28 protein-coding genes are annotated in these 26,900 nt (G+C 68.5%); 12 read left to right on the top strand and 16 right to left on the bottom strand.

Features of this window, described 5'->3' with window-relative positions; translation table 11 throughout:
- Position 1 precedes the first annotated feature (1 nt).
- Entirely contained in the window at positions 2-1,705 is a 1,704-nt protein-coding gene (locus tag AC07O4_RS02445; RefSeq protein ID WP_495270617.1) for a cation:proton antiporter domain-containing protein, read from the bottom strand.
- Between the two features lie 183 nt (positions 1,706-1,888).
- Here AC07O4_RS02445 and katG point away from each other — a divergent pair, with 183 nt between their 5' ends.
- Both katG and AC07O4_RS02435 read left to right on the top strand, forming a co-directional pair.
- The gene (gene katG / locus AC07O4_RS02440) at positions 1,889-4,147 is read left to right on the top strand and encodes a catalase/peroxidase HPI (protein ID WP_495303658.1); all 2,259 of its coding nucleotides are present in this window, start codon (positions 1,889-1,891) and stop codon (positions 4,145-4,147) included.
- Positions 4,148-4,251: 104 nt separating this feature from the next.
- Positions 4,252-4,851, top strand: a complete 600-nt coding sequence (locus AC07O4_RS02435) for a tetratricopeptide repeat protein (RefSeq protein ID WP_495303657.1) — start codon at positions 4,252-4,254, stop codon at positions 4,849-4,851.
- Positions 4,852-4,918: 67 nt separating this feature from the next.
- Here AC07O4_RS02435 and AC07O4_RS02430 read toward each other — a convergent pair whose 3' ends face one another.
- A complete protein-coding gene (locus AC07O4_RS02430) occupies positions 4,919-6,262 on the bottom strand; it encodes a dicarboxylate/amino acid:cation symporter (RefSeq protein WP_062480874.1) in 1,344 nt (447 codons plus the stop codon).
- 156 nt (positions 6,263-6,418) lie between these two features.
- Positions 6,419-7,156: an acetoacetyl-CoA reductase gene (gene phbB, locus AC07O4_RS02425; protein WP_062480872.1), complete on the bottom strand. Its 738-nt coding sequence runs from the start codon at positions 7,154-7,156 to the stop codon at positions 6,419-6,421.
- Between the two features lie 203 nt (positions 7,157-7,359).
- Between phbB and AC07O4_RS02420 the strand changes: the two genes are divergently transcribed.
- The 3 genes from AC07O4_RS02420 to AC07O4_RS02410 all read left to right on the top strand — a co-directional run bounded on the left by AC07O4_RS02420 (position 7,360) and on the right by AC07O4_RS02410 (position 9,031).
- Entirely contained in the window at positions 7,360-8,007 is a 648-nt protein-coding gene (locus AC07O4_RS02420) for a DJ-1/PfpI family protein (RefSeq protein ID WP_070061119.1), read from the top strand.
- Between the two features lie 80 nt (positions 8,008-8,087).
- Positions 8,088-8,612, top strand: coding sequence for a CinA family protein (locus AC07O4_RS02415; protein ID WP_495303656.1), 525 nt, complete (start codon positions 8,088-8,090; stop codon positions 8,610-8,612).
- Positions 8,609-9,031, top strand: a complete 423-nt coding sequence (locus AC07O4_RS02410; RefSeq protein WP_095947110.1) for a GNAT family N-acetyltransferase — start codon at positions 8,609-8,611, stop codon at positions 9,029-9,031. The genes AC07O4_RS02415 and AC07O4_RS02410 overlap by 4 nt, the downstream gene beginning before the upstream one ends.
- Before the next feature lie 48 nt (positions 9,032-9,079).
- On the opposite strand, the gene AC07O4_RS02405 is transcribed toward AC07O4_RS02410, so the two are convergent.
- From AC07O4_RS02405 to AC07O4_RS02385, 5 genes are read right to left on the bottom strand one after another with little or no spacing between them, the layout of a single operon-like run.
- Entirely contained in the window at positions 9,080-10,084 is a 1,005-nt protein-coding gene (locus AC07O4_RS02405) for a tripartite tricarboxylate transporter substrate binding protein BugD (protein ID WP_062480864.1), read from the bottom strand.
- 30 nt (positions 10,085-10,114) lie between these two features.
- Positions 10,115-11,005: an HpcH/HpaI aldolase/citrate lyase family protein gene (locus AC07O4_RS02400; RefSeq protein WP_495303655.1), complete on the bottom strand. Its 891-nt coding sequence runs from the start codon at positions 11,003-11,005 to the stop codon at positions 10,115-10,117.
- Positions 11,002-12,183: a CaiB/BaiF CoA transferase family protein gene (locus AC07O4_RS02395; RefSeq protein WP_495303654.1), complete on the bottom strand. Its 1,182-nt coding sequence runs from the start codon at positions 12,181-12,183 to the stop codon at positions 11,002-11,004. The genes AC07O4_RS02400 and AC07O4_RS02395 overlap by 4 nt, the downstream gene beginning before the upstream one ends.
- A 24-nt stretch (positions 12,184-12,207) precedes the next feature.
- Positions 12,208-13,098, bottom strand: coding sequence for an HTD2 family dehydratase (locus AC07O4_RS02390; protein ID WP_495303653.1), 891 nt, complete (start codon positions 13,096-13,098; stop codon positions 12,208-12,210).
- 35 nt (positions 13,099-13,133) lie between these two features.
- Positions 13,134-14,117, bottom strand: coding sequence for a Bug family tripartite tricarboxylate transporter substrate binding protein (locus AC07O4_RS02385; RefSeq protein WP_495303652.1), 984 nt, complete (start codon positions 14,115-14,117; stop codon positions 13,134-13,136).
- A 149-nt stretch (positions 14,118-14,266) separates the two neighbouring features.
- Here AC07O4_RS02385 and AC07O4_RS02380 point away from each other — a divergent pair, with 149 nt between their 5' ends.
- Both AC07O4_RS02380 and AC07O4_RS02375 read left to right on the top strand, forming a co-directional pair.
- The gene (locus AC07O4_RS02380) at positions 14,267-15,178 is read left to right on the top strand and encodes a LysR family transcriptional regulator (RefSeq protein WP_495303651.1); all 912 of its coding nucleotides are present in this window, start codon (positions 14,267-14,269) and stop codon (positions 15,176-15,178) included.
- A 493-nt stretch (positions 15,179-15,671) separates the two neighbouring features.
- Complete coding sequence (locus AC07O4_RS02375) at positions 15,672-15,896, top strand: hypothetical protein (protein ID WP_492696808.1); 225 nt, start codon at positions 15,672-15,674, stop codon at positions 15,894-15,896.
- 108 nt (positions 15,897-16,004) lie between these two features.
- Here AC07O4_RS02375 and AC07O4_RS02370 read toward each other — a convergent pair whose 3' ends face one another.
- On the bottom strand, positions 16,005-17,183 hold the full coding sequence (locus AC07O4_RS02370; protein WP_062480264.1) for an acetyl-CoA C-acetyltransferase: 1,179 nt from the start codon (positions 17,181-17,183) through the stop codon (positions 16,005-16,007).
- A 61-nt stretch (positions 17,184-17,244) separates the two neighbouring features.
- Entirely contained in the window at positions 17,245-19,017 is a 1,773-nt protein-coding gene (phaC, locus tag AC07O4_RS02365; RefSeq protein ID WP_139703097.1) for a class I poly(R)-hydroxyalkanoic acid synthase, read from the bottom strand.
- A 126-nt stretch (positions 19,018-19,143) separates the two neighbouring features.
- Between phaC and AC07O4_RS02360 the strand changes: the two genes are divergently transcribed.
- Positions 19,144-19,452, top strand: a complete 309-nt coding sequence (locus tag AC07O4_RS02360) for a hypothetical protein (RefSeq protein ID WP_083259164.1) — start codon at positions 19,144-19,146, stop codon at positions 19,450-19,452.
- Here the strand turns inward: AC07O4_RS02360 and pgeF are convergent.
- From pgeF to AC07O4_RS02345, 3 genes are read right to left on the bottom strand one after another with little or no spacing between them, the layout of a single operon-like run.
- Positions 19,384-20,133: a peptidoglycan editing factor PgeF gene (gene pgeF / locus AC07O4_RS02355; RefSeq protein ID WP_495303650.1), complete on the bottom strand. Its 750-nt coding sequence runs from the start codon at positions 20,131-20,133 to the stop codon at positions 19,384-19,386. The genes AC07O4_RS02360 and pgeF overlap by 69 nt on opposite strands.
- Before the next feature lie 14 nt (positions 20,134-20,147).
- Positions 20,148-20,786: a maleylacetoacetate isomerase gene (gene maiA / locus AC07O4_RS02350; RefSeq protein WP_095745808.1), complete on the bottom strand. Its 639-nt coding sequence runs from the start codon at positions 20,784-20,786 to the stop codon at positions 20,148-20,150.
- A gap of 23 nt (positions 20,787-20,809) precedes the next feature.
- The gene (locus tag AC07O4_RS02345; RefSeq protein ID WP_095947101.1) at positions 20,810-21,718 is read right to left on the bottom strand and encodes a tetratricopeptide repeat protein; all 909 of its coding nucleotides are present in this window, start codon (positions 21,716-21,718) and stop codon (positions 20,810-20,812) included.
- Between the two features lie 154 nt (positions 21,719-21,872).
- Between AC07O4_RS02345 and AC07O4_RS02340 the strand changes: the two genes are divergently transcribed.
- The 4 genes from AC07O4_RS02340 to AC07O4_RS02325 all read left to right on the top strand — a co-directional run bounded on the left by AC07O4_RS02340 (position 21,873) and on the right by AC07O4_RS02325 (position 24,266).
- Positions 21,873-22,574: a fumarylacetoacetate hydrolase family protein gene (locus AC07O4_RS02340; protein WP_070061132.1), complete on the top strand. Its 702-nt coding sequence runs from the start codon at positions 21,873-21,875 to the stop codon at positions 22,572-22,574.
- A gap of 20 nt (positions 22,575-22,594) precedes the next feature.
- Positions 22,595-23,146 carry an NUDIX hydrolase gene (locus tag AC07O4_RS02335; protein WP_062480276.1) on the top strand — a complete coding sequence of 184 codons (552 nt, stop codon included), beginning with the start codon at positions 22,595-22,597 and terminating at the stop codon, positions 23,144-23,146.
- Between the two features lie 11 nt (positions 23,147-23,157).
- A complete protein-coding gene (locus tag AC07O4_RS02330) occupies positions 23,158-23,646 on the top strand; it encodes a CreA family protein (RefSeq protein ID WP_062480278.1) in 489 nt (162 codons plus the stop codon).
- A 113-nt stretch (positions 23,647-23,759) separates the two neighbouring features.
- Positions 23,760-24,266, top strand: coding sequence for a murein hydrolase activator EnvC family protein (locus AC07O4_RS02325; RefSeq protein WP_062480281.1), 507 nt, complete (start codon positions 23,760-23,762; stop codon positions 24,264-24,266).
- A gap of 12 nt (positions 24,267-24,278) precedes the next feature.
- On the opposite strand, the gene AC07O4_RS02320 is transcribed toward AC07O4_RS02325, so the two are convergent.
- From AC07O4_RS02320 to AC07O4_RS02310, 3 genes are all read right to left on the bottom strand, one after another.
- Positions 24,279-25,904, bottom strand: coding sequence for a phospholipase D family protein (locus tag AC07O4_RS02320; protein ID WP_495303649.1), 1,626 nt, complete (start codon positions 25,902-25,904; stop codon positions 24,279-24,281).
- Positions 25,905-26,042: 138 nt separating this feature from the next.
- Entirely contained in the window at positions 26,043-26,270 is a 228-nt protein-coding gene (locus AC07O4_RS02315) for a hypothetical protein (protein ID WP_070061133.1), read from the bottom strand.
- A gap of 60 nt (positions 26,271-26,330) precedes the next feature.
- A complete protein-coding gene (locus AC07O4_RS02310) occupies positions 26,331-26,888 on the bottom strand; it encodes an RNA polymerase sigma factor (RefSeq protein ID WP_495303648.1) in 558 nt (185 codons plus the stop codon).
- Positions 26,889-26,900 lie beyond the last annotated feature (12 nt).

Genomic DNA, 26,900 nt, shown 5'->3' with positions numbered 1-26,900 from the left:
GTCAAGCCGGCACCGCCATCGCGGCGGCGCGCTGCACCACATCGCGGGCCATGGCCTGGGCGAGTTCCTGTTCGCCCAGGAACACCTTCGCGTCGGTTTCGGCGGCCAGCAGGCGGGCTTCCTGCTCGTTGTGGCTGCGCACCACGGTCTGGATGGTGGGGTTCAGCGTGCGCGCGGTTTCGATCATCTGGCGCACGTTCATGGCGTCGGGCGTGGCCACCACGAGCACGCGGGCGCGCGCCACGTGCGCCTGGATCAGCACCGCCGGGTCGGCCGCGTCGCCCCACACGGCGGGGATGCCGGCCTCTCGCAGCTTCTCGACCAGCTCGCGGTTCTGCTCGGCCACAACGTAGGGGATGTCGTTGGTCTCGAGCTCGGCGGCGATGCGCCGGCCCACCCGGCCGTAGCCGACCAGCACCACCTGGCGCGACAGGTACTTGGCCTCGGTGGTCATGGGCAGTTCGGCCAGCGGGTCGCTGCGCGCGTCGAGTTCGCGTGCGAACTTCGAATGCGCGTGCAGCCATTTCTGCAGCGGTGCGATGAGGCTGAACCACAGCGGGTTGGTGGCGATGGAGATCAGCGCGCCCGCCAGCACCAGGCTCTGGCCTTCCACCGGCAGCAGGCCGAGCGACACGCCCAGCCCGGCCAGGATGAACGAGAACTCGCCGATCTGCGCCAGGCTCGCGCTCACGGTGAGCGCCGTGGCCAGCGGGTAGCGGAACACCAGCACCAGCGCGCAGGCCGCGAGCGACTTGCCCAGCACGATCACCAGCACCACGGCCAGCACCTGCAGCGGGCGCTCCAGCAGCACCGAGGGGTCGAACAGCATGCCGACCGACACGAAGAACAGCACGGCAAAGGCATCGCGCAGCGGCAGCGACTCCTGCGCCGCGCGGTGGCTGAACTGCGACTCGCGCATCACCATGCCGGCGAAGAAGGCGCCCAGCGCGAACGACACGCCGAACAGCGCCGCCGAGGCAAAGGCGATGCTCACGGCCGCCGCCACCACGCACAGCGTGAACAGCTCGCGCGAGCCGGTGCGCGTGACCTGCCAGAGGATCCACGGGAACACGCGCCGCCCCACCACCAGCATCAGCACCACAAAGCCGCCAACCTGCAGCAGCGTGAGGCCCAGCGTCTGCCAGACGGGGTCGCCGCTGGTGTCGACCTTGGTGCTGCCCAGCGCGCCCGCCAGCGGCGGCAGCAGCACGAGCACCAGCACCATCGCGAGGTCTTCGACCACCAGCCAGCCCACCGCGATGCGACCGGTGAAGGAATCGAGGATGCCCAGGCTCTCGAGCGCGCGCAGCAGCACCACCGTGCTCGCCACCGACAGCGCCAGCCCGAACACCAGCGCCGCGCCCCAGCTCCAACCCCACCACACCGCCAGGCCGCCGCCGAGCAGCGTGGCGACGACGATCTGCGCGATGGCGCCGGGCAGCGCGATCTTGCGCACCGCGAGCAGGTCGGCCAGCGAAAAATGCAGGCCCACGCCGAACATCAGCAGCATCACACCGATCTCGGCCAGCTGCGCGGCAATGCCCGCGTCGGCCACGAAGCCGGGCGTGAACGGGCCGATGATCACGCCCGCCAGGAGGTACCCCACCAGCGCCGGCAATCGCAGCCGCGCCGCGAGAAAGCCGAACACCAGCGCCAACCCCAGGCCGGCGGCAATCGTATTGATGAGGGAGACGCTGTGGGGCATCGGTCCATTTTGCAGGAACGGCCCCCAACCTTTGAAGCCCGCAGGCTTCTACGGGCCTGCGTCTACACCCCTACGGAAGCGACGCGAACTATCGTAGGCATAAAGCACTTCTATTCGCATCGACACCTTTCTCATCCAGAATTTGAGCGGTCCCCCCGTCCCCCCAACAACAGGAGCCTCCCCATGAGCAACGAGAAAACCGAAGCGAAGTGCCCGTTCAGCCAGGCCACCGGCGCCGGCACCACGAACCGCGACTGGTGGCCCGAGCAGCTGCGCCTGGACCTGCTGCACCAGCACTCCTCCAAATCCGATCCCCTGGGCGCCGGTTTCGACTACGCCAAGGCCTTCCAGAGCCTCGACCTCGCCGCGGTGAAGAAAGACCTCGCCGCACTGATGACCGACTCGCAGGACTGGTGGCCCGCCGACTTCGGCCACTACGGCCCGCTCTTCATCCGCATGGCCTGGCACAGCGCCGGCACCTACCGCATCGGCGACGGCCGCGGCGGTGCCGGCCGCGGGCAGCAGCGCTTCGCGCCGCTCAACAGCTGGCCCGACAACGTGAGCCTGGACAAGGCGCGCCGCCTGCTGTGGCCGATCAAGCAGAAGTACGGCCAGAAGATTTCCTGGGCCGACCTGTTGATCCTCACCGGCAACGTCGCGCTCGAGACCATGGGCTTCAAGACCTTCGGCTTCGGCGGTGGCCGCCCCGACGTGTGGGAGCCCGACCAGGACGTGTACTGGGGCCGCGAGAAGACCTGGCTCGGCGGCGACGTGCGATACGCACAGGGCTCGCCCGGCGTCGAGAAAGACCGCGGCGTGCTCGTGAAGGACGACGACAGCAAGGTGCCGCACACGCGCAACCTCGAGAACCCGCTGGGCGCCGTGCAGATGGGCCTGATCTACGTGAACCCCGAAGGCCCGGACGGCAACCCCGACCCGATCGCCGCGGCCCACGACATCCGCGACACCTTCGCCCGCATGGCCATGAACGACGAGGAAACCGTGGCGCTCATCGCCGGCGGCCACACCTTCGGCAAGACGCACGGCGCGGGGCCGGCCTCGAACGTCGGCAAGGAACCCGAAGCCGCCGGCCTCGAAGACCAGGGCTTCGGCTGGAAGAACAGCTTCGGCACCGGCAAAGGCGGCGACACCATCACCAGCGGCCTCGAAGTGACGTGGACCACCACGCCCACGAAGTGGAGCAACAACTTCTTCGAGAACCTGTTCGGCTTCGAATGGGAGCTGACCAAGAGCCCCGCAGGCGCGCACCAGTGGGTGGCCAAGGGCGGCGCCGGAGCCGGCACCATCCCCGACGCGCACGACGCCTCCAAGCGCCACGCGCCGACCATGCTCACCACCGACCTGTCGCTGCGCCTGGACCCGGCCTACGAAAAGATCTCGCGCCGCTTCCTGGCCAACCCCGACCAGCTCGCCGACGCCTTCGCGCGCGCCTGGTTCAAGCTCACGCACCGCGACATGGGCCCGCGCGCCCGCTACCTCGGGCCCGAGGTGCCGGCCGAAGAGCTGATCTGGCAAGACCCGATCCCGGCCGTCGACCACCCGCTGGTCGATGCCAACGACGTCGCGGCGCTGACGAAGAAGGTGCTGGCCTCGGGCCTCACGCCCGCACAGCTGGTGTCGACGGCGTGGGCCTCGGCCTCCACCTTCCGCGGCTCCGACATGCGCGGCGGTGCCAACGGTGCCCGCGTGCGGCTGGCACCGCAGAAGGACTGGGCCGTCAACCAGCCCGCGCAGCTGGCCCAGGTGCTGAAGGTGCTCGAAGGCATCCAGAGCGAGTTCAACGCGGCACAGACCGGCGGCAAGAAGATCTCGCTGGCCGACCTGATCGTGCTGGCCGGCGGTGCGGGCGTGGAACAGGCCGCGCGCAATGGCGGGCGTGAAGTGAAGGTGCCCTTCTCGCCGGGCCGTGCCGACGCCTCGCAGGAACAGACCGACGTGCCCTCGTTCGAGCCGCTGGAGCCCGCGGCCGACGGCTTCCGCAACTACCTGAAGGGCCGCTACAGCGTGCCCGGCGAAGCGCTGCTGATCGACAAGGCGCAGTTGCTCACGCTCACGGCGCCCGAGATGACGGTGCTGGTCGGTGGCCTGCGCGTGCTCGACACCAACGTCGGCCAGGCGCGCCACGGCGTCTTCACGAAGACGCCCGGCACGCTGAGCAACGACTACTTCGTGAACCTGCTCGACATGGGCACGGAGTGGAAGGCTGTGTCGGACGCCAAGGAGGAATACGAAGGCCGCGACCGCAAGACCGGCACCCTCAAGTGGACCGGCACACGCGTCGACCTGGTGTTCGGCTCCAACGCGCAGCTGCGCGCCATCGCCGAGGTCTACGGCGCTTCCGACAGCCAGCAGAAGTTCATCGACGACTTCGTGGCCGCCTGGACCAAGGTGATGAACCTGGACCGCTTCGATCTCGCCTGAGGCGGGGCGCCAGCGCCGTCCACGCCCCGGGGCCCTGCCCCGCGGGCGCGGACTCCCATGAACGAGGTATTCGTTTTTCGGGCCGGGCCACTAGATTCGGCCCCATGAAATTCGCGAAGGCATGGCTTGCCGCCGGCGTCGTCCTGGCGGCCTCGCAGTTCGGCGCGCTGCACGCGCAGGACGGCAACCCCGAATGGCGCGCGCTGCGCCAGGAACTCGTGCAACGCATCAACGCCAACTGCTACGACGTCGGCACGCTCGAGCTGGCGCAGCAGGTGCTGCAGACGGCGCGACGCACGGGCGGGGTCGAGTCCGCCGACGCGGCCCTCAGCCTCGTGCTGCTGGCCCACGTCCACCAGCGACAGGGGCAGCTGACCCGGGCCGCGCAGTCGTACACGGCTGCGCTCGCCATCCAGGAAAAGACCGCCGGACCCGACAGCCCGATGGTGGCGTTCACGCTGAGCGCGCTGGCCGGCCTGCACTACCGCCGCGAGGCCTTCGACCAGGCCATTGCGCTGTACGAACGCGCCCTGGCGATCCACGAGAAGCAGCGGCGCCCCGACGCACACGCCGTGCTGTACAGCCGGCAGAACCTGGCTGCGGCCCATCGCGCCCAGGGCGCCTACGCCAAGGCCGCCCCGCTGCACGAACGCGAGCTCGATGCCAGGGCGCAGCCGCTGCTCGCGGTGGCCCTGGTGCACTGACGCGCACTGAAGCGCACCGAAACGCGCCGCACCGCACCGAAACGCGCGGGCCGGCGCCCTGCTCCCGCTACTGCGCCATCTTCGATTCGCGCGCGTTCACCAGCTCCTCGGGCTCCTGCGACTCGACCCAGCTCTCGTTGTTGAGCCCGGCCTGCAGCCGCTCGGTGTCCAGTTCGTTGGTCCACTTGGCGACCACGATGGTGGCCACGCCGTTGCCGATCAGGTTGGTGAGCGCGCGCGCCTCCGACATGAAGCGGTCGATGCCCAGGATGAGCGCCAGCCCCGCCACCGGCACGTGCCCCACCGCCGACAGCGTGGCCGCCAGCACGATGAAGCCGCTGCCCGTGACGCCGGCCGCCCCCTTCGAGGTGAGCAGCAGCACGGCCAGCAGCGTGATCTCCTGTGTGAGCGTCATCGGCGTGTTGGTGGCCTGCGCGATGAACACCGCCGCCATCGTCAGGTAGATCGAGGTGCCGTCCAGGTTGAACGAGTAACCGGTCGGAATCACCAGGCCCACGCAGGTCTTGTGGGCGCCCAGGTTTTCCATCTTCTCCATCATGCGCGGCAGCACCGATTCGCTGGACGAGGTGCCCAGCACGATCAGCAGCTCTTCCTTGATGTACTTGATGAACTTCCAGATGCTGAAGCCGTGAAAGCGCGCAATGAGCCCCAGCACCACGAAGATGAACAGCAGGCAGGTCAGATAGAAGGTGCCCATGAGCTTGCCCAGCGACAGCAGGCTGCCCAGCCCGTACTTGCCGATGGTGAAGGCCATGGCGCCGAAGGCGCCGATGGGCGCGAGCTTCATGATGTAGTTGACGATCACGAACAGCACGTGCGAGCCCTTCTCGATCACGTCGAACACCAGCGTGCCGCGCCCGCCGAAACGGTGCAGCGCAAAGCCGAACAGCACCGCGATCAGCAGCACCTGCAGGATCTCGCCCTTGGCGAAGGCGTCGACCACGGTGGAGGGAATCACGTTGAGCAGAAAGTCGACCGTGCCGGTCATCTTGCCGGGGCCGGTGTAGGCCGCGATGGCCTTGGTGTCGAGCGTGGACGCGTCGATGTTCATGCCCGCGCCCGGCTTGAGCAGGTTCACCAGCACGAGGCCGACCACCAGCGCGATGCTGCTCACGATCTCGAAGTACAAAAGCGCCAGCCCGCCGGTCTTGCCGACCTTCTTCATGTCTTCCATGCCGGCGATGCCGACCACCACCGTGCAGAAGATGATCGGCGCGATGATCATCTTGATGAGCTTGATGAAGCCGTCGCCCAAGGGCTTCATCGACTCGCCGAGCGAGGGGTAGAAGTACCCCAGGAGCACGCCGACGATCACCGCGGTGATCACCTGCACGTACAGGGAACGGTAAAGGGGGAGCTTCCTGGGTACTGTGCTTGTTGTATGTGCCATGACTGCCTCCTGAAAAGATGAAGGAAAACGCAGAAGAAAGGGTTCGTGCCGGGTTGCTTTCGATGGTTGAAGTCGTGTGTCCTGTGGGTGTGGTTCCGGCCCAAATGAAAAAACCCGCCGAAGCGGGTTTTTGTTTTCAGGGCGTGGCGCGCATGCTCAGTGCATGTGGAGGCCGCCGTTGACCGAGAAGTCGGCCCCGGTGCTGTAGCCGCCTTCGTCGGTGGCGAGCCACGCGATGATGGAAGCGATTTCGCTCGGCTCGCCCAGGCGCTTGACCGGGATCGTGGCCACGATCTTGTCGAGCACTTCCTGGCGGATGGCCTTAACCATGTCGGTGCCGATGTAGCCCGGGCTCACCGTGTTCACGGTGACGCCCTTGTTGGCCAGCTCCTGCGCCAGCGCCATCGTGAAGCCGTGCATGCCGGCCTTGGCCGCCGAGTAGTTGGTCTGGCCGGCCTGGCCCTTGGCGCCGTTGACCGAGCTGATGTTGATGATGCGGCCCCAGCCCTTTTCGACCATGTCGCCCACCACCTGCTTGGTGACGTTGAACATGCTGTTGAGGTTGGTTTCGATCACCGCGCTCCAGTCCTCTGGCGTCATCTTGAGGAACATGCGGTCCCGCGTGATGCCGGCGTTGTTGACGAGCACGTCAATCGCCCCGTGGGCCGCCTTGGCGGCGGAGAAGGCCTCGACGGTGGATTGCCAGTCGCCGACATTGCCGACCGACGCGTGGAACTCGAAGCCTTCGGCTTTCTGTTCGGCCAGCCACTTGGCGTAGTCCCGCGTGGGGCCGCAACCTGCGACCACGGTGAACCCGTCTTTGTAGAGACGCTGGCAGATGGCTGTTCCGATGCCACCCATGCCTCCGGTGACATATGCAACTTTCTTGCTCATGAGATTTCCTTGATTGAAGCTAGCAAAAAGCCTGAACGGCCGCCTTCACTCTAGCCATTTTCAGGCCACACAACTCTGAGGGAGAACACTGAGCCAAGCTTGCAACCAGCTGTCACGGACATCACCTCGGCGGCACTCTATATGCTTGCGGCTTCGCGCCCGTGACACGGCCCCTGCCGGCACCCCACCAGGAGTTCGCACGCATGAATTTCGCAATCGTCGTCTTCCCCGAGGTCGAGGAGCTCGATTTCGTCGGTCCCTGGGAAATGCTCACCATGTGGAGCAAGCTGGCCGGCGGCCCCGCGAACTGCCTCGTGGTGGCGCAAACGCACGGCCCGGTCGTCTGCGCCAAGGGGCTGTCGATCAACCCGCATGTCTCGTTTGCCGACTGCCCGCCGCTCGATTTCGTGCTCGTGCCCGGCGGCATGGGCACGCGGCGCGAGGTCGACAACCCCGCCATGGTGCAGTTCCTGGCCGCGCAGGCACCGGGCTGCAAGGCGCTGCTGTCGGTGTGCACCGGCGCCTTCGTGCTGCATGCGGCCGGCCTGCTCTCGGGCCGCACCGCGACCACGCACTGGGGATCGCTCGACCGCCTGCGCGCGCTCGGCGACGTGAAGGTGGTGGAGCAGCGCTTCGTGCAGGACGGCCACGTCTGGACCTCGGCCGGCGTCTCGGCCGGCACCGACCTGATGCTGGCCTTCATCGCCCATGTGGCGGGCGAGGAGGCCGCGGCCAAGGTGCAGCTGCAGGCCGAGTACTACCCGGCCGACACGGTGTACGGCCACACCTCGAGCCACGAGCGCGCGCCGTCGTATGTGCGGCGACCGGGCTCGCGCGCGGGCCTCGCCTGACCGTTCGTTCATCCGTTCACGCGTTCCCTTGATCGATCGAACGGTCGGTCATTTCTTCTTTCTTACTTCTTTCGACCTCCATGCCCACGCCCGACCTCACCGACCTCGAACCGCTTTCCGTGCTCGCCGCCCGCGTGGGGGCGACGCTGCGCGAGCGGCGCCAGACGGTGGCGGTGGCCGAATCGTCGGCCGGCGGCCTGGTCTCGGCCGCCCTGCTCGCGCTGCCGGGCGCCTCGGCCTATTTCTTGGGCGGCGCGGTCATCTACTCGCGCCGCGCCGGCAAGGCCCTGCTCGGCCTCACGCCCGAGGACATGGGCGACATGCGCGGCGAGACCGAACCCTACGCGCGCTTCATCTCGGGCCGCATCCGCGATGCCCACCGCTCGAAATGGGGCATCTGCGAGAGCGGCGCGGCGGGGCCGTCGGGCAGCCCGTACGGCGATGCGCCGGGCCACGTCTGCATCGCCGTGACCGGCGCGGACGGCCTCGTGGTCAGCCGCACGATCGAGACCGGGGCAACCAACCGGCCATGGAACATGGATGTGTTCGCGCGGCTGTTGCTGAAGTTGTTCGAAGAGACCTTGCTGGCGAACGGCGACGCATGACCGAAACAGTGATTTCGACCGCTTCCGAAGAAGAGGTCCGCTCCGGCGTCCTGGGCCGCCGGTTGCGCGAGTTCAACTACGGCTTCGTCGGCGAGTACCCCGATACGCAACCCGTGTGGCTGAACGCGAAGGACGCGCAGGGCCGCCTGATGGGCGGGCTGCGTGGCTTCGTCTTCCTCGAATGGCTGCGCATCGACGTGCTGTTCGTCGAGGAGGAAGCCCGGGGCACCGGCCTGGGCCGTCGCCTGCTCGCGGAGGCGGAAGCGCGCGGCAAGGCGCTGGGTGCCGGGAATGCCGCACTCGAAACCTTCGAGTGGCAGGCGCGAGGCTTCTACCTGAAGCAGGGCTACGAAGAGTTCGCCCGCATCGACAACTACGCGCGCGGCAACTACCTCGCCTACATGAAGAAAAAGCTCTGAGCCCGGGGCATTGCGGCCCCCGACCCCGAACCTCTCAAGCTGTCGCGCTCAATCCGCCTGCACCCCCGCAGCCCGAATCACCTTCCCCCACTTCTCGATCTCCGCCGCCAGGTGGCTGCGCAGCGCCTCGGGCGTGACCTTGTCCATCGGCACGGCCTCGGTGCTCAGCTCGGCGAAGCGCTTCTTCACGTTGTCGTCCTGCAGCGCGGCGCGCAGGGCCACGTTGAGCTTCTCGATCACGGCCGGCGGCGTGCCCTTGGGCGCGTACACGCCGTGCCACACCTTCACGTCGAAGCCCTTGAGGCCCTGCTCGTCGAGCGTGGGAATGTCGGGCATGCTCGACAGGCGCTTGGGCGTGGTCACGCCGAAGACCTTCACGCGCTGGCCGTCCTTGATGACGGGCGCGGTCTGCGTGGTCTGGTCGCACAGCAGGTCGACCTGCCCGCCCATGAGGTCGTTGAGCGCCGGGCCTGCGCCCTTGTAGGGCACGGTCGTCAGCTGCACGCCGATCTGGTGCGCGAAGAGCATGCCGCACAGCTGCGACACCGCGCCGATGCCGGCGTTGGCAAGCGAGACCTTGTCCTTGTTGGCCTTCACGTAGGCCAGCAGCTCCTTGAAGTTGTTGGCCGGGAAGTCCTTGCGCGACAGCAGGGTCATCGGCACGTCCATGACCTGGCCGACGTACTCGAAGTCTTTCAGCGGGTCGTAGTTGAGCTTCTTGTACAGCGCGGGCGCGGTGGCCATGCCCATGTGGTGGATGAGGATGGTGTAGCCGTTGGGCGCCGCCTTGGCCACGCGGGTCGGCGCGATGGTGCCGCCCGCGCCCACGGTGTTCTCGACCACCACGGTCTGCCCGAGCGACTTGCCCATGGGCACGGCGAGCATGCGCGCCACCACGTCGGTGGGGCCGCCGGCCGAGTACGGCACGACCATCACGATGGGCTTGTCGGGCCACGCGGCCTGCGCGGCGGCGGGCGATGCGGCGGCGAGCAGGCAGGCGCCCGCCGATGCGGCGATGAGGGCTTTCAGTTTCCAGGTCTTCGTTGCGTTCACTTCTTTGTCTCCTTGTGGTTTGTCTGTGGATCAGTGCGTCACGGATGAATCGCCCGGGCCGTGGGATGCGGCCAGCGCCAGCCAGCGCTCGGCCAGCCGCACCACGGGCCCGTCGACCATGCGGCCGTCGAGGCTCACGACGCCGCCGCCGGCCGCGCGCACGGCCTCGGTGACGCGGTGCGCCCAGGCCACCTCGTCGGCCGTGGGCCCGAGCGCGGCCTGCACGGGTGCGACCTGCTCGGGATGGATGCACAGCTTGGCGCCGAAGCCGCCGCGCCGCGCGCGCGCGGTGTCGGCGGCGAGCCGCTGCGCGTCGCGCCAGTCGGGCGACACGCCGTCGATGGGCGTGGCCAGCCCGGCGCGGCGCGAGGCCAGCACGAGCGCGAGGCGCACGGGCACCAGCTCGGCCTCGTCGGCGTCGCAGGCCATGCCGAGGTCGGCCTGGAAATCGAGGTGGCCGAAAGCCAGCCGCAGCACCTGCGGCGCGCCCGCGATGGCATCGAGCGCCGCGAGCCCCGCGGCCGATTCGATGAGCGGCACCAGCACGGCCGTCGGTCCGGCCGTGGCGGCCAGCCGATGCAGTTCGTCGGCGTGCTCGGCCTTGGGCAGCACGACGCCGGCGATCAGGCCGTCGGCGATCCAGCCCGCAGCGCGCGCGCAGTCGTCGTCATGCCACGGCGTGCCGCTCGCGTTCACGCGCACGAGCAGCCGCCCTCGCCCTTCGGCGGGCAACGCTGCCAACGAGGCGCCGAGCGCATCGCGCGACTCGGCCTTGCGCGCGGGCGCCACGGCATCTTCGAGGTCGATGATCACGCCGCCCGCGCCCGTCGCCAGTGCGCGCGCATGGCGCTCGGGCCGGTCGGCCGGCACGAAGAGAAAGGCGCGCGCCAGGGCGAGCGCGGCGTTCGCGGGCCCGCTCATACCGCGCCGGCCACGCGCAGCGCCGCGATCGCGTCGTCGCCACGGCCCAGGCTGCGCAGGATGGCGTCGGTGTGCTGGCCGACCGCGGGCACCGGGTCCATGCGGTAGTCGAACGCGCTCTGGCGACCAGCCGGCAGCAGCGCCGGGATGTCGCCGGCCGGCGAACCCACCTGGCGCCAGCGCTCGCGCGCCTGCAGCTGCGGGTGCGCCCACAGCCCGGCCATGTCGTTCATGCGCGCATTGGCGATCTGCGCGGTGTCGAGCCGTTCGAGCACCTGCGCCGCGCTGAGCGCGCCGAAGGTGTCGACGATGAGCGCACGCAGCGCCTCGCGGTGTTCGTTGCGCCGCGCGTTGCTGTCGAAGCGCGGGTCGCTCGCGAGCTCGGGGCGCAGCAGCACCTTGTCGCAGAAGGCGCGCCACTCGCGCTCGTTCTGCAGGCCGAGCATCACGGTGCCGCCGTCGCCCGCGGGGAACGGGCCGTAGGGATAGATGGTGGCGTGCGAGGCGGCGCTGCGCGGCGGCGGCGGCGCGCCGTCGTAGGCGTAGTACATCGGGTAGCCCATCCACTCGGCAAGCGATTCGAGCATCGACACGTCGATGTGCGAGCCCTTGCCCGTCTTGCCGCGCTGCATCAGCGCCGCGAGGATGCCGGTGTAGGCGTACATGCCCGCCGCGATGTCGGCGATGGAGTTGCCCGACTTGCACGGGTCGTCGGGCGTGCCCGTCACCGAGAGGAAACCGGCCTCGCTCTGAATGAGCAGGTCGTAGGCCTTCTTGTCGCGGTACGGGCCGTCTTCGCCGTAGCCCGAGATGTCGCAGACGATGAGCGCGGGGTGCTTCTCCTGCAGCACCTGCGCGCCCAGGCCCATGCGCGCGGCGGCGCCGGGCGCGAGGTTCTGTACCAGCACGTCGGCGCCGGCCACGAGCTCCTGCAGCACGGCGAGCGCGGCGGGTTGCTTCAGGTCGAGCGTGAGGCTTTCCTTCGAGCGGTTGACCCACACGAAGTGCGAGGCCTCGCCGTTCACGCGCTCGTCGTAGGCGCGCGCAAAGTCGCCGCCGCCGGGGCGCTCGACCTTGATGACGCGCGCGCCGAGGTCGGCGAGCTGGCGGGTGCAGAACGGCGCCGCGATGGCGTGTTCGAGCGAGATGACGGTGATGCCGTCCAGGGGTCTGGTCATGGGCTTCTTCTTTCTTTCCTTGCGTCAGGCGAGCACGGCGGTCGCTTGCATCGTGAGCCAGCCGTCGGCGTCTTCGCCCCACAGGCTGAAGGTCTTGCCGTCGGTGCTGCCTTCGGCGGGTTTGCCGTGCACGCGGAACGGCGCGATGTCGAAGGTCGGGCGCACGGCGCGGAACTCGAAGCGCGCGAGCTGCGCATCGGCCGGCGCGTTGCGGCGCAACAGGTCGACCAGCAGCGTCGCGATGAGCGGCCCGTGCACGATGAGGCCCGGGTAGCCCTCGACCTGCGTCACGTAGCGGCGGTCGTAGTGGATGCGGTGGCCGTTGAAGGTCAGCGCCGAGTAGCGGAACAGCAGCACGTCGTCGGGCACGAGGTCGCGGCTGAAGGCGGCGTCCTTCGGTGCGGGCGTGGGCGGCGGCGTGGCTTCGCCTGGTGCGGCGGCGGCGCGGTAGACGATGTCGTGCTCTTCGGTGAGTGCGAGCCCGCGCGCGTTGCGCACCTCGTGGCGCACCAGCACGAACACCAGCTCGCCGGTGCGGCCGGCCTTGTGCGTGACCGAGGCGATGGTCGAGGTGCGCTCGACTGCATCGCCCACCTGCAGCGGATTGCCCGGTTCCCAGGTCAGCCGGCCGCCGGCCCACATGCGGCGCGGCAGCGGCACGGGCGGCAGGAAGCCGCCGCGCTTGGCATGGCCGTCTTCGCCGATCTCCGACTGGCGGTGGTGCGACAGGAAGTAGAGCCAGTGCCACAGCGCAGGCAGGCGCGTGCCCGCCTCGGGCAGCGGGTCGTCGCGGTCGAGCGTGGCGGACAGGCCGCGCACGGGCGCGGCCGTGAGGTCGTCGCGCAGCGTTTCGGTGCGGCCCTGCCAGGCCTGCAGGCGCGCGAGGGCTTCGGCGTCGATCAGGGGAGAAGTCATGTCGTGTGTGTCGGGAAGAAGGATGAGTGGCGAGGTCAGTCGACCGCGGCGCCCGAGGCCTTGACGATGCGCGCCCACTTGGCGAGGTCGGCATGCAGCAGCGCCGAGAACTGCTCGGGCGAGGTGGGCGCGGCGATCTCGACGCCCTGCTGGTCGAGCTTGTCGCGCAGGTCCTTGGCCGCGAGCGCCTTGCGCGTGGCGTCCTGCAGGGTGGCGAGCACGTCGGCGGGCACGCCCGCGGGCGCGAACAGGCCGATCCACAGCGTGCCGTTGTAGCCCGGCACCTGCTCGGCGATGGCGGGCACGTCGGGCAGCACGGGCGAGCGTTTTTCGCCGCTCACGGCCAGCGCGCGCAGCTTGCCGGCCTTGATGTGGGCCAGCGCCGAAGGCAGGCTCGCGAACACGATGGGCAATTGCCCGCCCAGCACGTCGTTGATGGCAGGTGCCACGCCCTTGTACGGCACGTGCTGCAAAGAGATGCCGCCCATGCTGTTGAGCATTTCGCCCAGCAGGTGGTTGAGCGTGCCGTTGCCGGCCGAGGCGTACTGGTAGTTGGCGCCCTTCTCGCGCGCCAGCTTCAAGAATTCGGCGAAGTTCTTCGCGGGGAACGACGGGTTCACCAGCAGCACGTTGGGCACGGCGCCGATCAGGCCCACGGGTTTGAAGTCTTTCTCGGGGTCGAAGCCAGGGTTCTTGTAGAGCGCGGGGTTGATGGCCTGGCTGCTGCTGATCGTCATGAGCAGCGTGTAGCCGTCCTTCGGGCCCTTGGCGACCAACTGCGTGCCGATGTTGCCGCCCGCGCCGGGGCGGTTGTCGACCACCACGCTGGCGTTGTTCAGCACCTCGCCGAGCTTCTGGCCCACGAGACGGCCGACGATGTCGTTGGTACCGCCCGCGGCCTGAGGCACGACGAGCGTGATGGGGCGCGAGGGGTAGGTCTGGGCGGTGGCGGTGCTGGTGGCCAGCAAGGTGATGGCGGCGAGGCCGAAAGCGAACAGCGCGCGGGCGCGGAATCTCATCGGGGCAGAGCAACGGACTTTCAATCCGCTGGTGGTTGGCTTGTGTTGTGTCTCCATCGCCGCATGGTCTTCTGCCTACCCCGCCGGCGCAATCTGCGATTTCGGAAGCCAGGCTTCTGAAATTCCGAAGGCTTGGCTACCATCGCCCCATGCTCTTCGACCTCACCGACCTGCGCCTCTTCGTGGCCACGGCCGAACTCGGCAACCTCACGCGGGCGGCCGAGCGCCAGCACCTGTCGCTGGCCGCGGCCAGCGCGCGCATCAAGGCGCTCGAGAACCAGGCCGGCCTGCAGCTGCTGCAGCGCGAGGCCCGCGGCGTGCGGCTGCTGCCGCCGGGCGAAGCCTTCCTGCACCACGCCCGGCTGGTGCTGCACCAGGCCGACCAGCTGCGCGCCGACCTGCTCGAGTACGGCGGCGGCCTGCGCGGCCACCTGCGCGTGTTCGCCAACACCACGGCAGTGACCGATTTCCTGCCCGAGATCCTGCCCGGCTTCCTGGCCGCCAACCCACGCATCAACGTCGACCTTCAGGAAAAACCGAATGCTCAGATCCCGCGCGGCGTGCGCGACGGGCGCGCCGACATCGGCATCGTCGCGGGCCAGATGGACACGCTGGGCCTGGACGCCATCCACTTCAGCACCGACCGGCTGGTGCTCGTCACCTCGCGCCAGCACCGCTTTGCGCGACGCCGCCGCATCTCGTTCGCCGAGACGCTCGACGAAGACGCCATCGGCATGCAGCAAGGCAGCACACTGCAGGCCTTCCTGGGGCAGATCACCGACCACCTGGGCAAGCGCCAGAAGCTGCGCATCCAGCTCGGCAGCTTCGACGCCATGTGCCGGATGATCGGCAGCGGCGTGGGCATCGGCGTGGTGCCGGAGTCGGCCGCGCGGCGCAACCAGGAGAGCATGCGGCTCGCGCTGGTCGAGCTCAGCGACCCGTGGTGCGTGCGCGAGCGCTACCTGCTCGTGCGGGACCGCGCCGCCCTGCCCGTGTACGCCCAGGCGCTGGTCGAGACCTTGTGCAAGCACTACGCCGACGCGCAGGCCGAGACCGCCTGACGGCCGGTTTTTCGGCCAAAAACAGGCACTTGCGCGCGGCTTGTGAGAAACCCGATGTCTTCCCCATTTTCTGTGCACAACTTTGGGGGTAAGTCAGGGGCAGCGTTGTAAAGCGAACGCAAGTCGTTGTTTTATAAAGGGAATAGTTAGTCTGCTTAAAAATCTTGCAGTGCACAAGTCGGGCCGCCGAGGGGCCTGAAAATCGCTCGAAAACAGGAAAGTCAAGCGAAAAAACAGGGGGTTGCCTGTGCTAGGCCGCCCTTTGAAACCAACGACTTGCGGCGGGTTGTGAAGAAGTCCGCTGCAATCCCCACTTTCTGTGGGCAACTTTGGGGGTAACTCGGGTGGAGCTTTGTAAAACGAATGCAAGTTATTGTTTTACAAAGGGATTCCACACTTTGCTCAATTTTTGAGCGGTGAACAAGAGCGTCAGCCAGTCGGGTGACCGTCGCCCAAATGAACCCAAAGGTTCTCAGCACGCCGAATCGGGTCGATGCGAGGCGCGAAAGAGGGCCGCTACAGTCGCCCTGACATGCTCGAAGCGCTCAGCTCCCCCTGGTCCTGCCTCGGTGCCATCGCCGGGCTGCTGATCGCCCTGGGGGTCCACTGGCTGGCCCCGGCCGACATCGACACGGTGCACGCCGGCGCGTGGCTGGTGGGCATCGGCTGGCTCGCGGGCCTGGCCTGGGACCTCGTGGACTCGGACCGGTCGAAGTAAGCCGCAGGCGAAACCCGCAAACAGCGCGCACAAAAAAAGGAGGGGAGGCATCGGCCCTTGCAGAGCCCCTGCCTCCCCTCCCCGTACCGGTTCACCCGGTGATCAGGCTCAGCGCTCGATCGTCAGCGCCACGCCCATGCCGCCGCCGATGCACAGCGAGGCGATGCCCTTCTTGGCGTTCTGGCGCTGCATTTCGTGCAGCAGCGTCACCAGGATGCGGCAGCCCGACGCGCCGATGGGGTGGCCGATGGCGATGGCGCCGCCGTTCACGTTCACCTTGTTCACGTCCCAGCCCATTTCGCGGTTCACGGCGCAGGCCTGTGCGGCGAAGGCTTCGTTGATCTCGAGCAGGTCGAGGTCGGCGGCCTTCCAGCCGGCGCGCTGCAGCGCCTTCTGCGACGCCGGCACGGGGCCCATGCCCATGATGGTCGGGTCCAGGCCGGCGGTGGCGTAGCTGGCGATGCGGCCCAGCGGCTTCAGGCCCAGGGCGGCGGCCTTCTTGGCCGTCATGACCATCACGGCGGCGGCGCCGTCGTTCAGGCCCGAGGCATTGCCCGCGGTCACGCCGCCTGCCTTGTCGAAGGCGGGACGCAGGCCAGCCAGCACTTCGGCGTTGGTCTTGCGGTTGATGAACTCGTCCTGGTTGAAGACGATGGGGTCACCCTTCTTCTGCGGAATGCTCACGCCGACGATTTCGTCCTTGAACTTGCCGGCGTCCTGCGCGGCGGCGGCCTTGGTCTGGCTGGCAAGGGCCAGTTCGTCCTGCGAGGCGCGGTCGATGTTGTACTTCTTGGCCACGTTCTCGGCCGTGATGCCCATGTGGTACTGGTTGTACACGTCCCACAGGCCGTCGACGATCATGGTGTCGACCAGCTTCCAGTCGCCCATGCGCTGGCCGTTGCGCGAGTTGGGCAGCACGTGCGGCGCCATGCTCATGTTTTCCTGGCCGCCGGCGATCACGATTTCGCTGTCACCCGTGGCCACGGCCTGCGCCGCCAGCATCACGGCCTTCAGGCCCGAGCCGCACACGGCGTTGATGGTGAGCGCCGGCGTTTCCTTGGTGCCGCCGCCCTTGAGCCAGGCCTGGCGCGCGGGGTTCTGACCAGCGCCGGCCGCGAGCACCTGGCCCATGATGGCCTCGCCCACCTGGTCGGCCGTGAGGTTGGCGCGCGCGATCACTTCCTTGATCACGAGGGCGCCCAGCTCGGTGGCGGGAATGCCGGCGAGCGAGCCGCCGAATTTGCCGACCGCCGTACGCGCAGCCGAAACGATGACGATGTCTTCCATGAGGTTCTCTCCGTTGAGGTGATTTGAAATCGGTTGCGATCTTGCGGGAGCTGGCGCCCGTTCAGGCCTTGGCCTTCACGTAGCGTCCCGGCGCCGGTTCGATGGCCTTGTAGGCCTTGCCGTTGCCGTAGCCCTTGGGCGCGGGGATCTGCTTGCCCGCGTGGCCCTTGAGCCATTGTGCCCAGTCGGTCCACCAGCTGCCCGGCTGCTCCTGCGCGCCGGCCAGCCATTCGGGCTGGGTCTTGGGAAACTTGCCGTCCTCGCGCAGCCAGTGGCTGCGCTTGTTCTTGGCGGGCGGGTTGATCACGCCGGCGATGTGGCCCGAAGCGCCCATCACGAAGCGCTTCTTGCCCGTGAGCAGTTGCGTGGAGGTGTAGGCGCCGCCGATGGGCACGATGTGGTCTTCGCGCGAGCCGTAGATGTAGGCCGGGATGTCGATCTTGCCGAGGTCGACCTTCTCGCCGCAGACGGTGAGCGCATTCGGCTTGGCCAGCTTGTTCTCGTGGTACGTGTTGCGCAGGTACCAGGCGTAGAACGGGCCCGGCAGGTTGGTCGCGTCGCTGTTCCAGTACAGCAGGTCGAAGGCCGGCGGCGTCTCGCCCTTGAGGTAGTTGCCGACCACGTAGTTCCACACCAGGTCGTTCGGGCGCAGGAAGCTGAAGGTCGAGGCCAGGTCGCCGCCGGGCAGCAGGCCGCCCTTGCCCAGCTGCATCTCGCGGTACTGCACCATGGGCTCGTCCACGAAGATGTCCAGGATGCCGGTGTCGCTGAAGTCGAGGAAGGTGGTCAGCAGCGTGACCGACGCGGCCGGCTTCTCGCCGCGCGCCGCGAGCACGGCCAGCGCAGTGCTCAGGATGGTGCCGCCCACGCAGAAGCCCAGCGTGTTGATCTGCTTGCTGCCGCTGATCTCCTGCACGGTGTGGATCGCCTTGATGGCCGCGTTCTCGATGTAGTCGTCCCAGGTGGCCTGGGCCAGCGACTCGTCGGGGTTGCGCCAGCTCACCACGAACACGCGGTGGCCCTGCTCGTTCGCATAGCGGATGAGCGAGTTGTCGGGCTGCAGGTCGAGGATGTAGAACTTGTTGATGCACGGCGGCACCAGCAGGAACGGCCGTTCGTACACCTTGGCGGTGAGCGGCTTGTATTCGAGCAGCTGGAAATAGTCGTTCTCGAACACCACGGCGCCTTCGGTGGTGGCCACGTTGCGCCCCACTTCGAAGGCGCTCTCGTCGGTCATGCTGACGTGGCCCTGCTTCATGTCGTGCAGCAGGTTCTGGATGCCCTTGGCGATGCTCTCGCCCTGCGTGTCGATGGCTTTCTTCTGCGCCTCGGCGTTGAAGGCGAGCGAGTTGCTGGGCGAGGCCGCGGCCATCCACTGCTCGACCGCGAAGCGCAGGCGCGCCTTGGTCTTGTCGTCGGCGTCGATGGCCTCGGCCATGCGCATCATGGTGCGGCCGTTGAGCAGATAGACGGCGGCCGAGAAGGCCGCCAGCGGGTTGCTGCCCCAGGCCTCGGCGGCAAAGCGCTTGTCGCCCTCGGGCCGGGCACCGAAGCCGCGGCGCCACAGGTCGGTGGCGTCGCTCAGGTACTGCTGCTGGATGGACTGGAGCTGCTCGGGATCGATGGAGAACTTGGGCAGCTCGGGCATGGCGGCTGCGCCCGGGAATTGCGCCATTTGTGGCAATTGCCATAGCGGCGTGCCGCCGACGTCGAAAGCGGCGGAACCTCCTGGACCTGCAGCTTTCTGGAAAGCCTCCATGGCCTGGGTCCAGCCCTGCGTGAGGGCTTTTTGAAAGGGCGCGAACGCATCGGCCCCCGTGTCTTGTTGCTTCATCATGTCTCCTGGCCGTGGCCTGGGTCGATACGAACGGATGGCTTGCGTGTTTTGAGTATGCTGCATTCGCAAGGCACTCACAACGCCGCGCTTTCACTAATCCCTTGAAACAAAACGTCTGCGCCTGTGTTCATCCATTTGATCGTGATCGGCTGGCTCTATGTGGCCGTGATGATGGCGGTGGCCGAGGCCACCAACACCACGGGCACGGTGCTGGGCGCCATCTTCACATTTCTTCTTTACGGCCTCGCGCCGGTGGCGCTGGTGATCTACCTGATGGCCACGCCGGCGCGCCGGCGGGCGATCAAGGAACGCGAGGCGCAGGCCCAGGAGGCCGCGCGCCGCGCCGCCGCGGAGGCTGCGGGTTCAGACCTTCCAGACCAGCGCGGCGAAGCGCCCGCTGACGCCGTCGCGCCGGTGCGAAAAGAACCGTGACGGCTGCGCGACGGTGCACCACGCATCGCCGCTGTCGTTGCCGTGAAGCGACGCGACTCCCACCGCACGCAGCCGCTGACGCGCCAGCGCGGGCAGGTCGGCCAGCCACTTGCCTTCGGCCGCGGGCGTGAAGCACGACGCCGCCTCGGGCGACTGCGCCTCGAAGGCGGCCTTGACCTCCGCCCCCACCTCGAAGGCCTTCGGGCCGATGCAGGGGCCGAGCCAGGCCATCAGGCGCGGCGCGCCTTCATCCTGCGCGAAGGCGCGCACGGTCTGCTCGAGCACGCCGCCGGCCAGCCCGCGCCAGCCCGCATGCGCGGCAGCCACGCGGTGGCCGCACTCGTCGGTGAAGAGCACGGGCAGGCAGTCGGCCACCATGACCGTGCAGGCGCGCGCGGAAGTCGTCGCCGCGCAGGCATCGGCGACGGTGCCGTCGTGCACCGCATCGTCGAGCGACACGAGCCCCGTGCCATGCACCTGCTGCAGGAACACCGGCCGCGTGCCGATCGCCTGCTGCAACCGCCGGCGGTTCTCGGCGACGAGCGCGGCGTCGTCGGCCACGTGGTCGCCGAGGTTCAGGCTCTCATAGCGCCCGGTCGACACGCCGCCGTCGCGCGTGGTGCACAGCGCACGCACGTTCGGCGGCGCGGGCCACTCGGGCACCAGCCATTGCGGATTCATCGCAACGTGCCGGCTCAGGGTTCCGCGTCGGGCGACTGCGAGGGCTGTGCGCGCTGGAAGGCGTCGAGCTTCATGCAGGCGTCGAAGGCGGCCATGGTGCGCGGCAGGCCGCTGAAGTCGCAGTCGAAGCGACGGCCGTTGAATATCTGCGGCACGAGACAGCAGTCGGCGATGGTGGGCGTGTCGCCCCAGCAGTAGGTGCCGCCCGGGTGCTGCGCGAGCTGGCGCTCGAACGACAGCAGGCCGTCGCGCACCCAGTGGCGGTACCAGGTGTTCTTGGCTTCGTCGTCGACCTTCAGTTCCTTCACGAGGTACTTGAGCACGCGCAGGTTGTTCAGCGGATGGATCTCGCAGGCGATCGACTGCGCCAGCGCACGCACATGGGCGCGGCCCACGGGATCGGTCGGCAGCAGCGCCGGCTCGGGGTGCGTTTCGTCGAGGTATTCGATGATGGCCATCGACTGCGAGAAGCGCTCGCCTTCGTCTTCGAGCAGCGGCACGAGCATGTCGGCCGAGATCGCCGAGTACGGACCGGTGCGGTGTTCGCCGCGCGCGATGTGCACGGGCACGTAGTCGTAGTCCAGGCCCTTGAGGTTCAGGGCAATGCGGACACGGAACGAGGCGGAGGAGCGGAAATAGTTATGCAGCTTCATGATTTCTCGAGGATAGCGCCCTCTCAGGAGCGTGGTGTGGCCGGCAATGCGCAGCGGAAATCGCGCAGCCGGGCTTCGGGGTGTTCTTGCTGCCACGCATCGAGCAGGCCGCGCGCCGCGGCTTCTTCGCGTGCAGCGATGCCCAGGTGCCACGGCCCTTCGGCCGCGGGTGGCTCGCCGGGCGCATGGTTGTGCTGGTCGTCGGGGCGGCCTTCGGAGCAGGCCTTGCACAGCACCTGCATGCTGCTGGTCCAGTTCTCGGCGCTGAGGCCCGCGTCCTCGAAGCGGCGCACCAGCGCATCGATCGCCTCGGCCTGCACCTCTTCGACGAACACTTCGTAGGTCGCGTGGTCCGACGGCGCGATCAGCGCGAGCGCGTCGAACACCGGCACCTCGCGCTCGCCGCGGCGGCGGTAGCCGTTGGCAGCGCCGTCGTGCAGCACCAGGTCGCCGTAGCGGTGGCCGCTGGCGGGCGTGGGCACGTTGCGCAGGATGGCGCGCGCCGGGTCGATGCGGTCGGCCCAGACCACCTCGCTGGCCTCGTCGCCGTGCACGCGGATGGGCGTGAGACCGACGAAATAGTCGACCGGCCCTTCACCGTCCGGGATGCCGATGCCGTACTGGCGCCATGCGCGCCGCGCCGTGGGCCAGTCGCCCAGCGCGGTGGCCGCGATGCCCAGGTTCCACAGCGCGCCTTCGTTGCCCGGCTCGCACTGCACGGCGCGGGCGTTGGCCTGCAACGACGCGGCCCAGTCGCCGCGGTACTTGTGGATGAGCCCGGCGTTGTACCAGGGCGCCGACCAGTACGGATGGATGGCGCTGGCCTGCGCATAGGCGGCCAGGGCGCCGTCCTGGTCGCCGGCCTCGTCGCGTTCGCGGCCGAGTTCGTTGAAGGCGGTGGCCTTGCCGGCTTTGCCGAGTCGGATGGGCATGGTGGAGCGAGAGAGAAAAGAGGTCGGGGAAACGCGCAGAAGCGCCTATTGTGGGCCGCCGCAAAATCCCGAGTCCGGCGTGCCGGCAAGCCCGTGCCGCCTCTGGCACACTGCCGGTCTCCCCTCCCGCTTCGCTGAAAAAGGACACCTTCCCATGGCTTCCGAGTTTGTTTTCGCCCCGCCGGCCACCGTTTCGGTGCCGGTGGCCGGTCAGCCCGCACGCTTCCCGGTGCACCGCATCTACTGCGTGGGCCGCAACTACGAAGATCACGCCAAGGAAATGGGTTTCACCGGCCGCGAGCCGCCCTTCTTCTTCATGAAGCCGGCCGATGCGCTGGTGACGGTCGATGCGGGCCAGACCGGCACCATGGCCTACCCCACGCTCACGAAGAACCTGCACCACGAGATCGAACTCGTGGTGGCCATCGGCACCGGCGGCAAGAACATCAAAGCCGCCGACGCCCACAAGCACATCTACGGCTACGCCGTGGGCCTGGACATGACGCGCCGCGACCTGCAGAACGACATGAAGAAGCAGGGCCGCCCCTGGGACATCGGCAAGAGCTTCGAGCAGAGCGCGCCCATCGGCCCGATCGTGCCCGTGGCGCAGGCCGGCAACGCCGAGCAGGCCGAGATCTCGCTGCAGGTGAACGGCGAAGACCGCCAGCGCAGCACCGTGAGCAAGCTGATCTGGAACGTGGCCGAGACCATCGAGCACCTGTCGGCGGCCTGGGAGCTGCAGCCCGGCGACCTGATCTTCACGGGCACGCCCGAAGGCGTCGCGGCCGTGGTGGCCGGCGACACGCTGGTGGGCCAGGTCGCGGGCCTGCCCGCGCTGACCGTCAAGATCGTCTGACGCCCGCGCGGTCCCGCTTCATGCTCCTTCGCGTACCCATCAAGCATTGCAAGAACTGCGGCACGGCGGTGGTCTACCGCGTGCCGGACGACGGCGACACCAAGCAGCGCGCGGTGTGCCCGGCCTGCCACACGATCCATTACGAGAACCCGCTGAACGTGGTGGGCACCATCCCCGTGCTGGGCGACAAGGTGCTGCTGTGCAAGCGCAACATCGAGCCGCGCTGGGGCAAGTGGACGCTGCCCGCGGGCTTCATGGAGCTCGAGGAAACCACCGCCGAGGGCGCGGCCCGCGAGACCGACGAGGAGGCCGGCGCGAACTTCGAGATCGAGGGCCTGTTCGCCGTGATCAGCGTGGTGCGCGTGGGCCAGGTCCACATGTTCTACCGCGCCCGCCTGCTCGACGACCGCTTCGACCCGGGCCACGAGACGATCGAGGCGCGCCTGTTCACCGAGGACGAGATTCCCTGGGACGAGATCGCCTTTCGCACCGTGCGCCAGGCGCTCGAACACTACTTCGAAGACCGCAAGCGCGGCAGCTTCGACCGCGTCCACGAACTCAGCATCGTTTGAAAAATTTCCCCATGCTCAAGACCCTGCGCGCCACCCTCCTCTGTGGCGCCAGCCTCGGCTTCGCCCTGGCGGCCTCGGCGGCCAAGGCCGACACGGTCGGCGAGGTCGACACCGCTTTCAAGCTCATCGGCCCCGACCACAAGATCGTGGTCGAGGCCTACGACGACCCCAAGGTCAGCGGCGTCACCTGCTATGTCTCGCGCGCGCGGACCGGCGGTATCGCCGGTGCCTTCGGCGTGGCCGAGGACAAGGCCGAGGCCTCCATCGCCTGCCGCCAGGTCGGCCCGGTGAGCATCACGCAGCCGCTGCCCAAGCGCGAAGAGGTCTACAGCGAACGCCTGTCGGTGCTCTTCAAGCGCCTGCGCGTGGTGCGCATGGTCGATCCCAAGCGCAACACGCTGGTCTACCTGACCTACTCCGACCTGCTGATCGACGGCTCGCCCAAGAACAGCGTGACGGCCGTGCCGGTCGATCGCGGCACGCCGATTCCGCTCAAGTGAAGGGGCTGCTGAACGGCTCGGCGATGCGAGTTTGCTAGCATCGTCCGAGCGGCCGACACCGAGATGTCGGCCTTCGACGGAACCCTCCGCAACGAATCCGTTCCAACAGCGTCATGCACCTTCAGACTTTTGTTTTCCGAACCGCCGCCACGCTGCTCGTGGCTGGGGGCATTGCCGCCTGCACCACGCCCGGCCCCACGCCGCCGCAGCAGCCTGTTCCAGGCGCCACGCCGCCGCCACCGCGCCAGGCCCTCTTCATCCGCCCCGCCGCCGGCACCACCGTGGGCCGCTTCGACGGCGTGCGCAACAAGGGCCTGGACATCGCGGGCAACCTGGGCGACCCCATCGTGGCCTCGGCCGACGGCCGCGTGGTGTACGTGGGCGGCGAACTGCGCTCCTACGGCAACATGGTCATCGTGAAACACAACGAAACCTTCCTCACGGCCTACGCCCACGCGAAGACCATCCTGGTGAAGGAAGGCGCCGTGGTGCGCCAGGGCCAGAAGATCGCCGAAATGGGCAACAGCGAATCCGACCGCGTGAAGCTGCATTTCGAGATCCGCAAGAACGGCACCGCCGTCGATCCCGAGCCGTACCTCAACGGCCGTTTGCAGCAGTAAACGTAAAAGCCGTTACAGCAGGCTTTCGGGCACCAGGGGCGCCAGCAGCTCCAGCCGCCAGCGGGCCCAGAAATGGGTCTCGGGCTCGGTGTGCAGGATGGTGTCCGCCCCGTCGCCCGACGCCGGGCTCACCCACTCAATGCCGCCGCGCGGCCCCAGCTGCAGCTGGTAGGCGCCGTCCAGCCGCATGAAACCGATCAGGCTGGTCAGCTGCTGCGCGATCTGCGGGCTGAAGATGAACAGGCCGATCTCGGTGTTGTGCAGCGCCGAGCGCGGGTCGAAGTTCATCGAGCCGACGAACACCACCTGCCCGTCGATCACGGCCGACTTGCCGTGCAGCCGCCCGCTGGCCGAGCCGTAGATGCCGAAGCGCTTGGTCTGCTCCACGCGCTTGGGGCTCAGCTCGTACAGCTCCACGCCCAGGCGCAGCATCTGCGCGCGATAGCGCCGGTAGCCGATGTGCACCAGCGACTCGTCGGTGGCCGCCAGCGAGTTGGTGACGATGGTGTAGCCCACGCCGTTGCCGCGCACGATCTGCATCGTCTCCATGCCGCCCCGCCCGGGGATCAGGTACGGCGTGGTCAGCAGCACCCCGTGCTGCGCGCCGCGCAGGTAGCGCTGCACGTTGTAGAGCACGCTGTCGGCGGCCTGGTCGGCCGGCAGCCCGCGCCCTTCGTCGGTGGGCGCCAGCGCCTTGGCGGGCGCGTCGGCGTACGCCTCGGCGCGCGCCCAGCTCAGCGCGAGCTTGCCGGCGTTGAGGTCCTTGGCCAGCGGGTTGTGGCCCAGCAGGTCGGTCGATTCGGGCTCTTCGGGGTGCAGCGTCTCGGGCCCCGTGGTGAGCCGGTCGAAGCGCTCGCGCAGCGCCTGCGCCGACTCGCCGCCGCGCGGCACCAGCGACTCGATGGGGTAGACGTAGGGGCTGTTCCAGTACATGTCGAACAGCGAGGACAGCCGCGGCACCACGGCGCCGGCCACCAGCGTGTCGATGTCGATGAAGTTGGAGCCGCCGTCGCGCAGGAAGTACTCGTTGGCGATGTTGCGCCCGCCCATGACCGCCATCGTGTTGTCGACCACGAACAGCTTGTTGTGCATGCGGCGGTGCACGCGGTCGAAGTCCAGGATCGACCATGCCCAGCGCGTGCCGAAGCGCGAACGCCCGGCCGGGAACGGGTTGAACAGGCGCACCTCGACGTTCGGGTGCGAGGCAAAGCTGGTGAACAGCGGGTCGGCGCCCGCGGTGTACAGGTCGTCCACCAGCAGCCGCACGCGCACGCCGCGGTCGGCCGCGTCGCGCAGCGTGCGCAGCAGGTAGCGGCCGGTCTCGTCGTTCTGCACGAGGTAGTACTGCACGTCGATGGAGCGCTGCGCGCGGCGCGCCAGCTCGATGCGCGCGTGCAGCGAGAACTGCGGCATCGGCAGCAGGCGGAAGCCGCTGAGCGGCTCGCCCGGCGGCGCGGCGGCCTGCACGAGGCGGCCCAGCGCGGTGTCCGCGCCGTCGGTGATGGCGCTCGAGGGCTTGCGCACCACCTCGGTCGGCAGGCCGGCGCAACCGGCGAGCACGAGCATCGCCAGGCTGCACAGCAGCCAGGCGAACCACCGGGCGCGCGGCACGTCAGCCCGGGGGGACAGGTTGCGCATGAACGACAGAAAAGAGGGAGGGCAAGGGCACGGGAGCGAAGGAGAAAAAACGCCGCTGCCGCGCGGCGCGGTGCACGACCGCGCCCACGGGTGGCGGTTTCTACCACGCGCGGCGCGAGCGCGCAGCCAATGCCTTCGTCAGTGCGCGCGCTCGGACCACTGCCGCACGAAGTGCTCCGCGCGCACGTTCGCGCGCGCCACGGCCGAGTCCCACGACAACTGCTGGGTGATGACCAGCGCGCAGCGCGGAATGCCGTCCAGGCTCAGCGCCGCGATGCCGGCGTAGGTGCCCTTCGGGGTGCGCGTGAGTTCGAACCATCCCGTCCAGCCACCTGGCACGTGAAGGTCGAGTCGGGCGGAGTCCATGATGAATTCATCATAGGCCTTTAGTTTTCATTTGCAAACATTGCATACAAAAGCAACGGCTCAGGCGTGCATGTCCGAGCGGCGACCGGTCGGCAGGCGCTGCAGCGCCTGGCGCAGCGTGGAATCCACCCGCCGCAGCGACAGCCCGTGCCGCACCGCCACCTCGTGCCGCGTCAGCTCGTGCACGCGCAAGGCCACGAAGATGTCTTGATGGCGGTGCGGCAGCCCCTGCATCGCGCGTTCGACCGCCTTCAGGTCGGAGCGCGCCTCGGCGATCAGCTCGGGCCCCGGTGCGTGATCGGCCACCTGGGCCAGCGTGTCCTCCGCCTCGCCAGCGTACTGCCAGGGGCGCTCGGCGCGCAGGCGGTCCATCGCGGCATTGCACGCCACGCGGAAGATGTAGGCCACGGGGTGCTGCAAGGTGTCCGTGAAGGCGGCCTCGCCCAGGCGCAGCCAGGCATCGTGCAGGCTTTCGGTGGCCGCATCGGCACACCCCAGGTGCAGCGACAGCCGCCGGTGCAGTTGCGCGTAGTGCGCCACCAGCTGTTGCTGGACATCCGGCGGCGCAGGGGCGGCTCCCGCGGCATCGCCGCGGGGCAGCAGGCAGGCGTGCGACATGGTGCGTCGCCG

This window comes from Variovorax sp. GW821-FHT09D04 (genome assembly GCF_059416405.1).
This window is presented reverse-complemented; position numbering and strand designations above follow the sequence as displayed.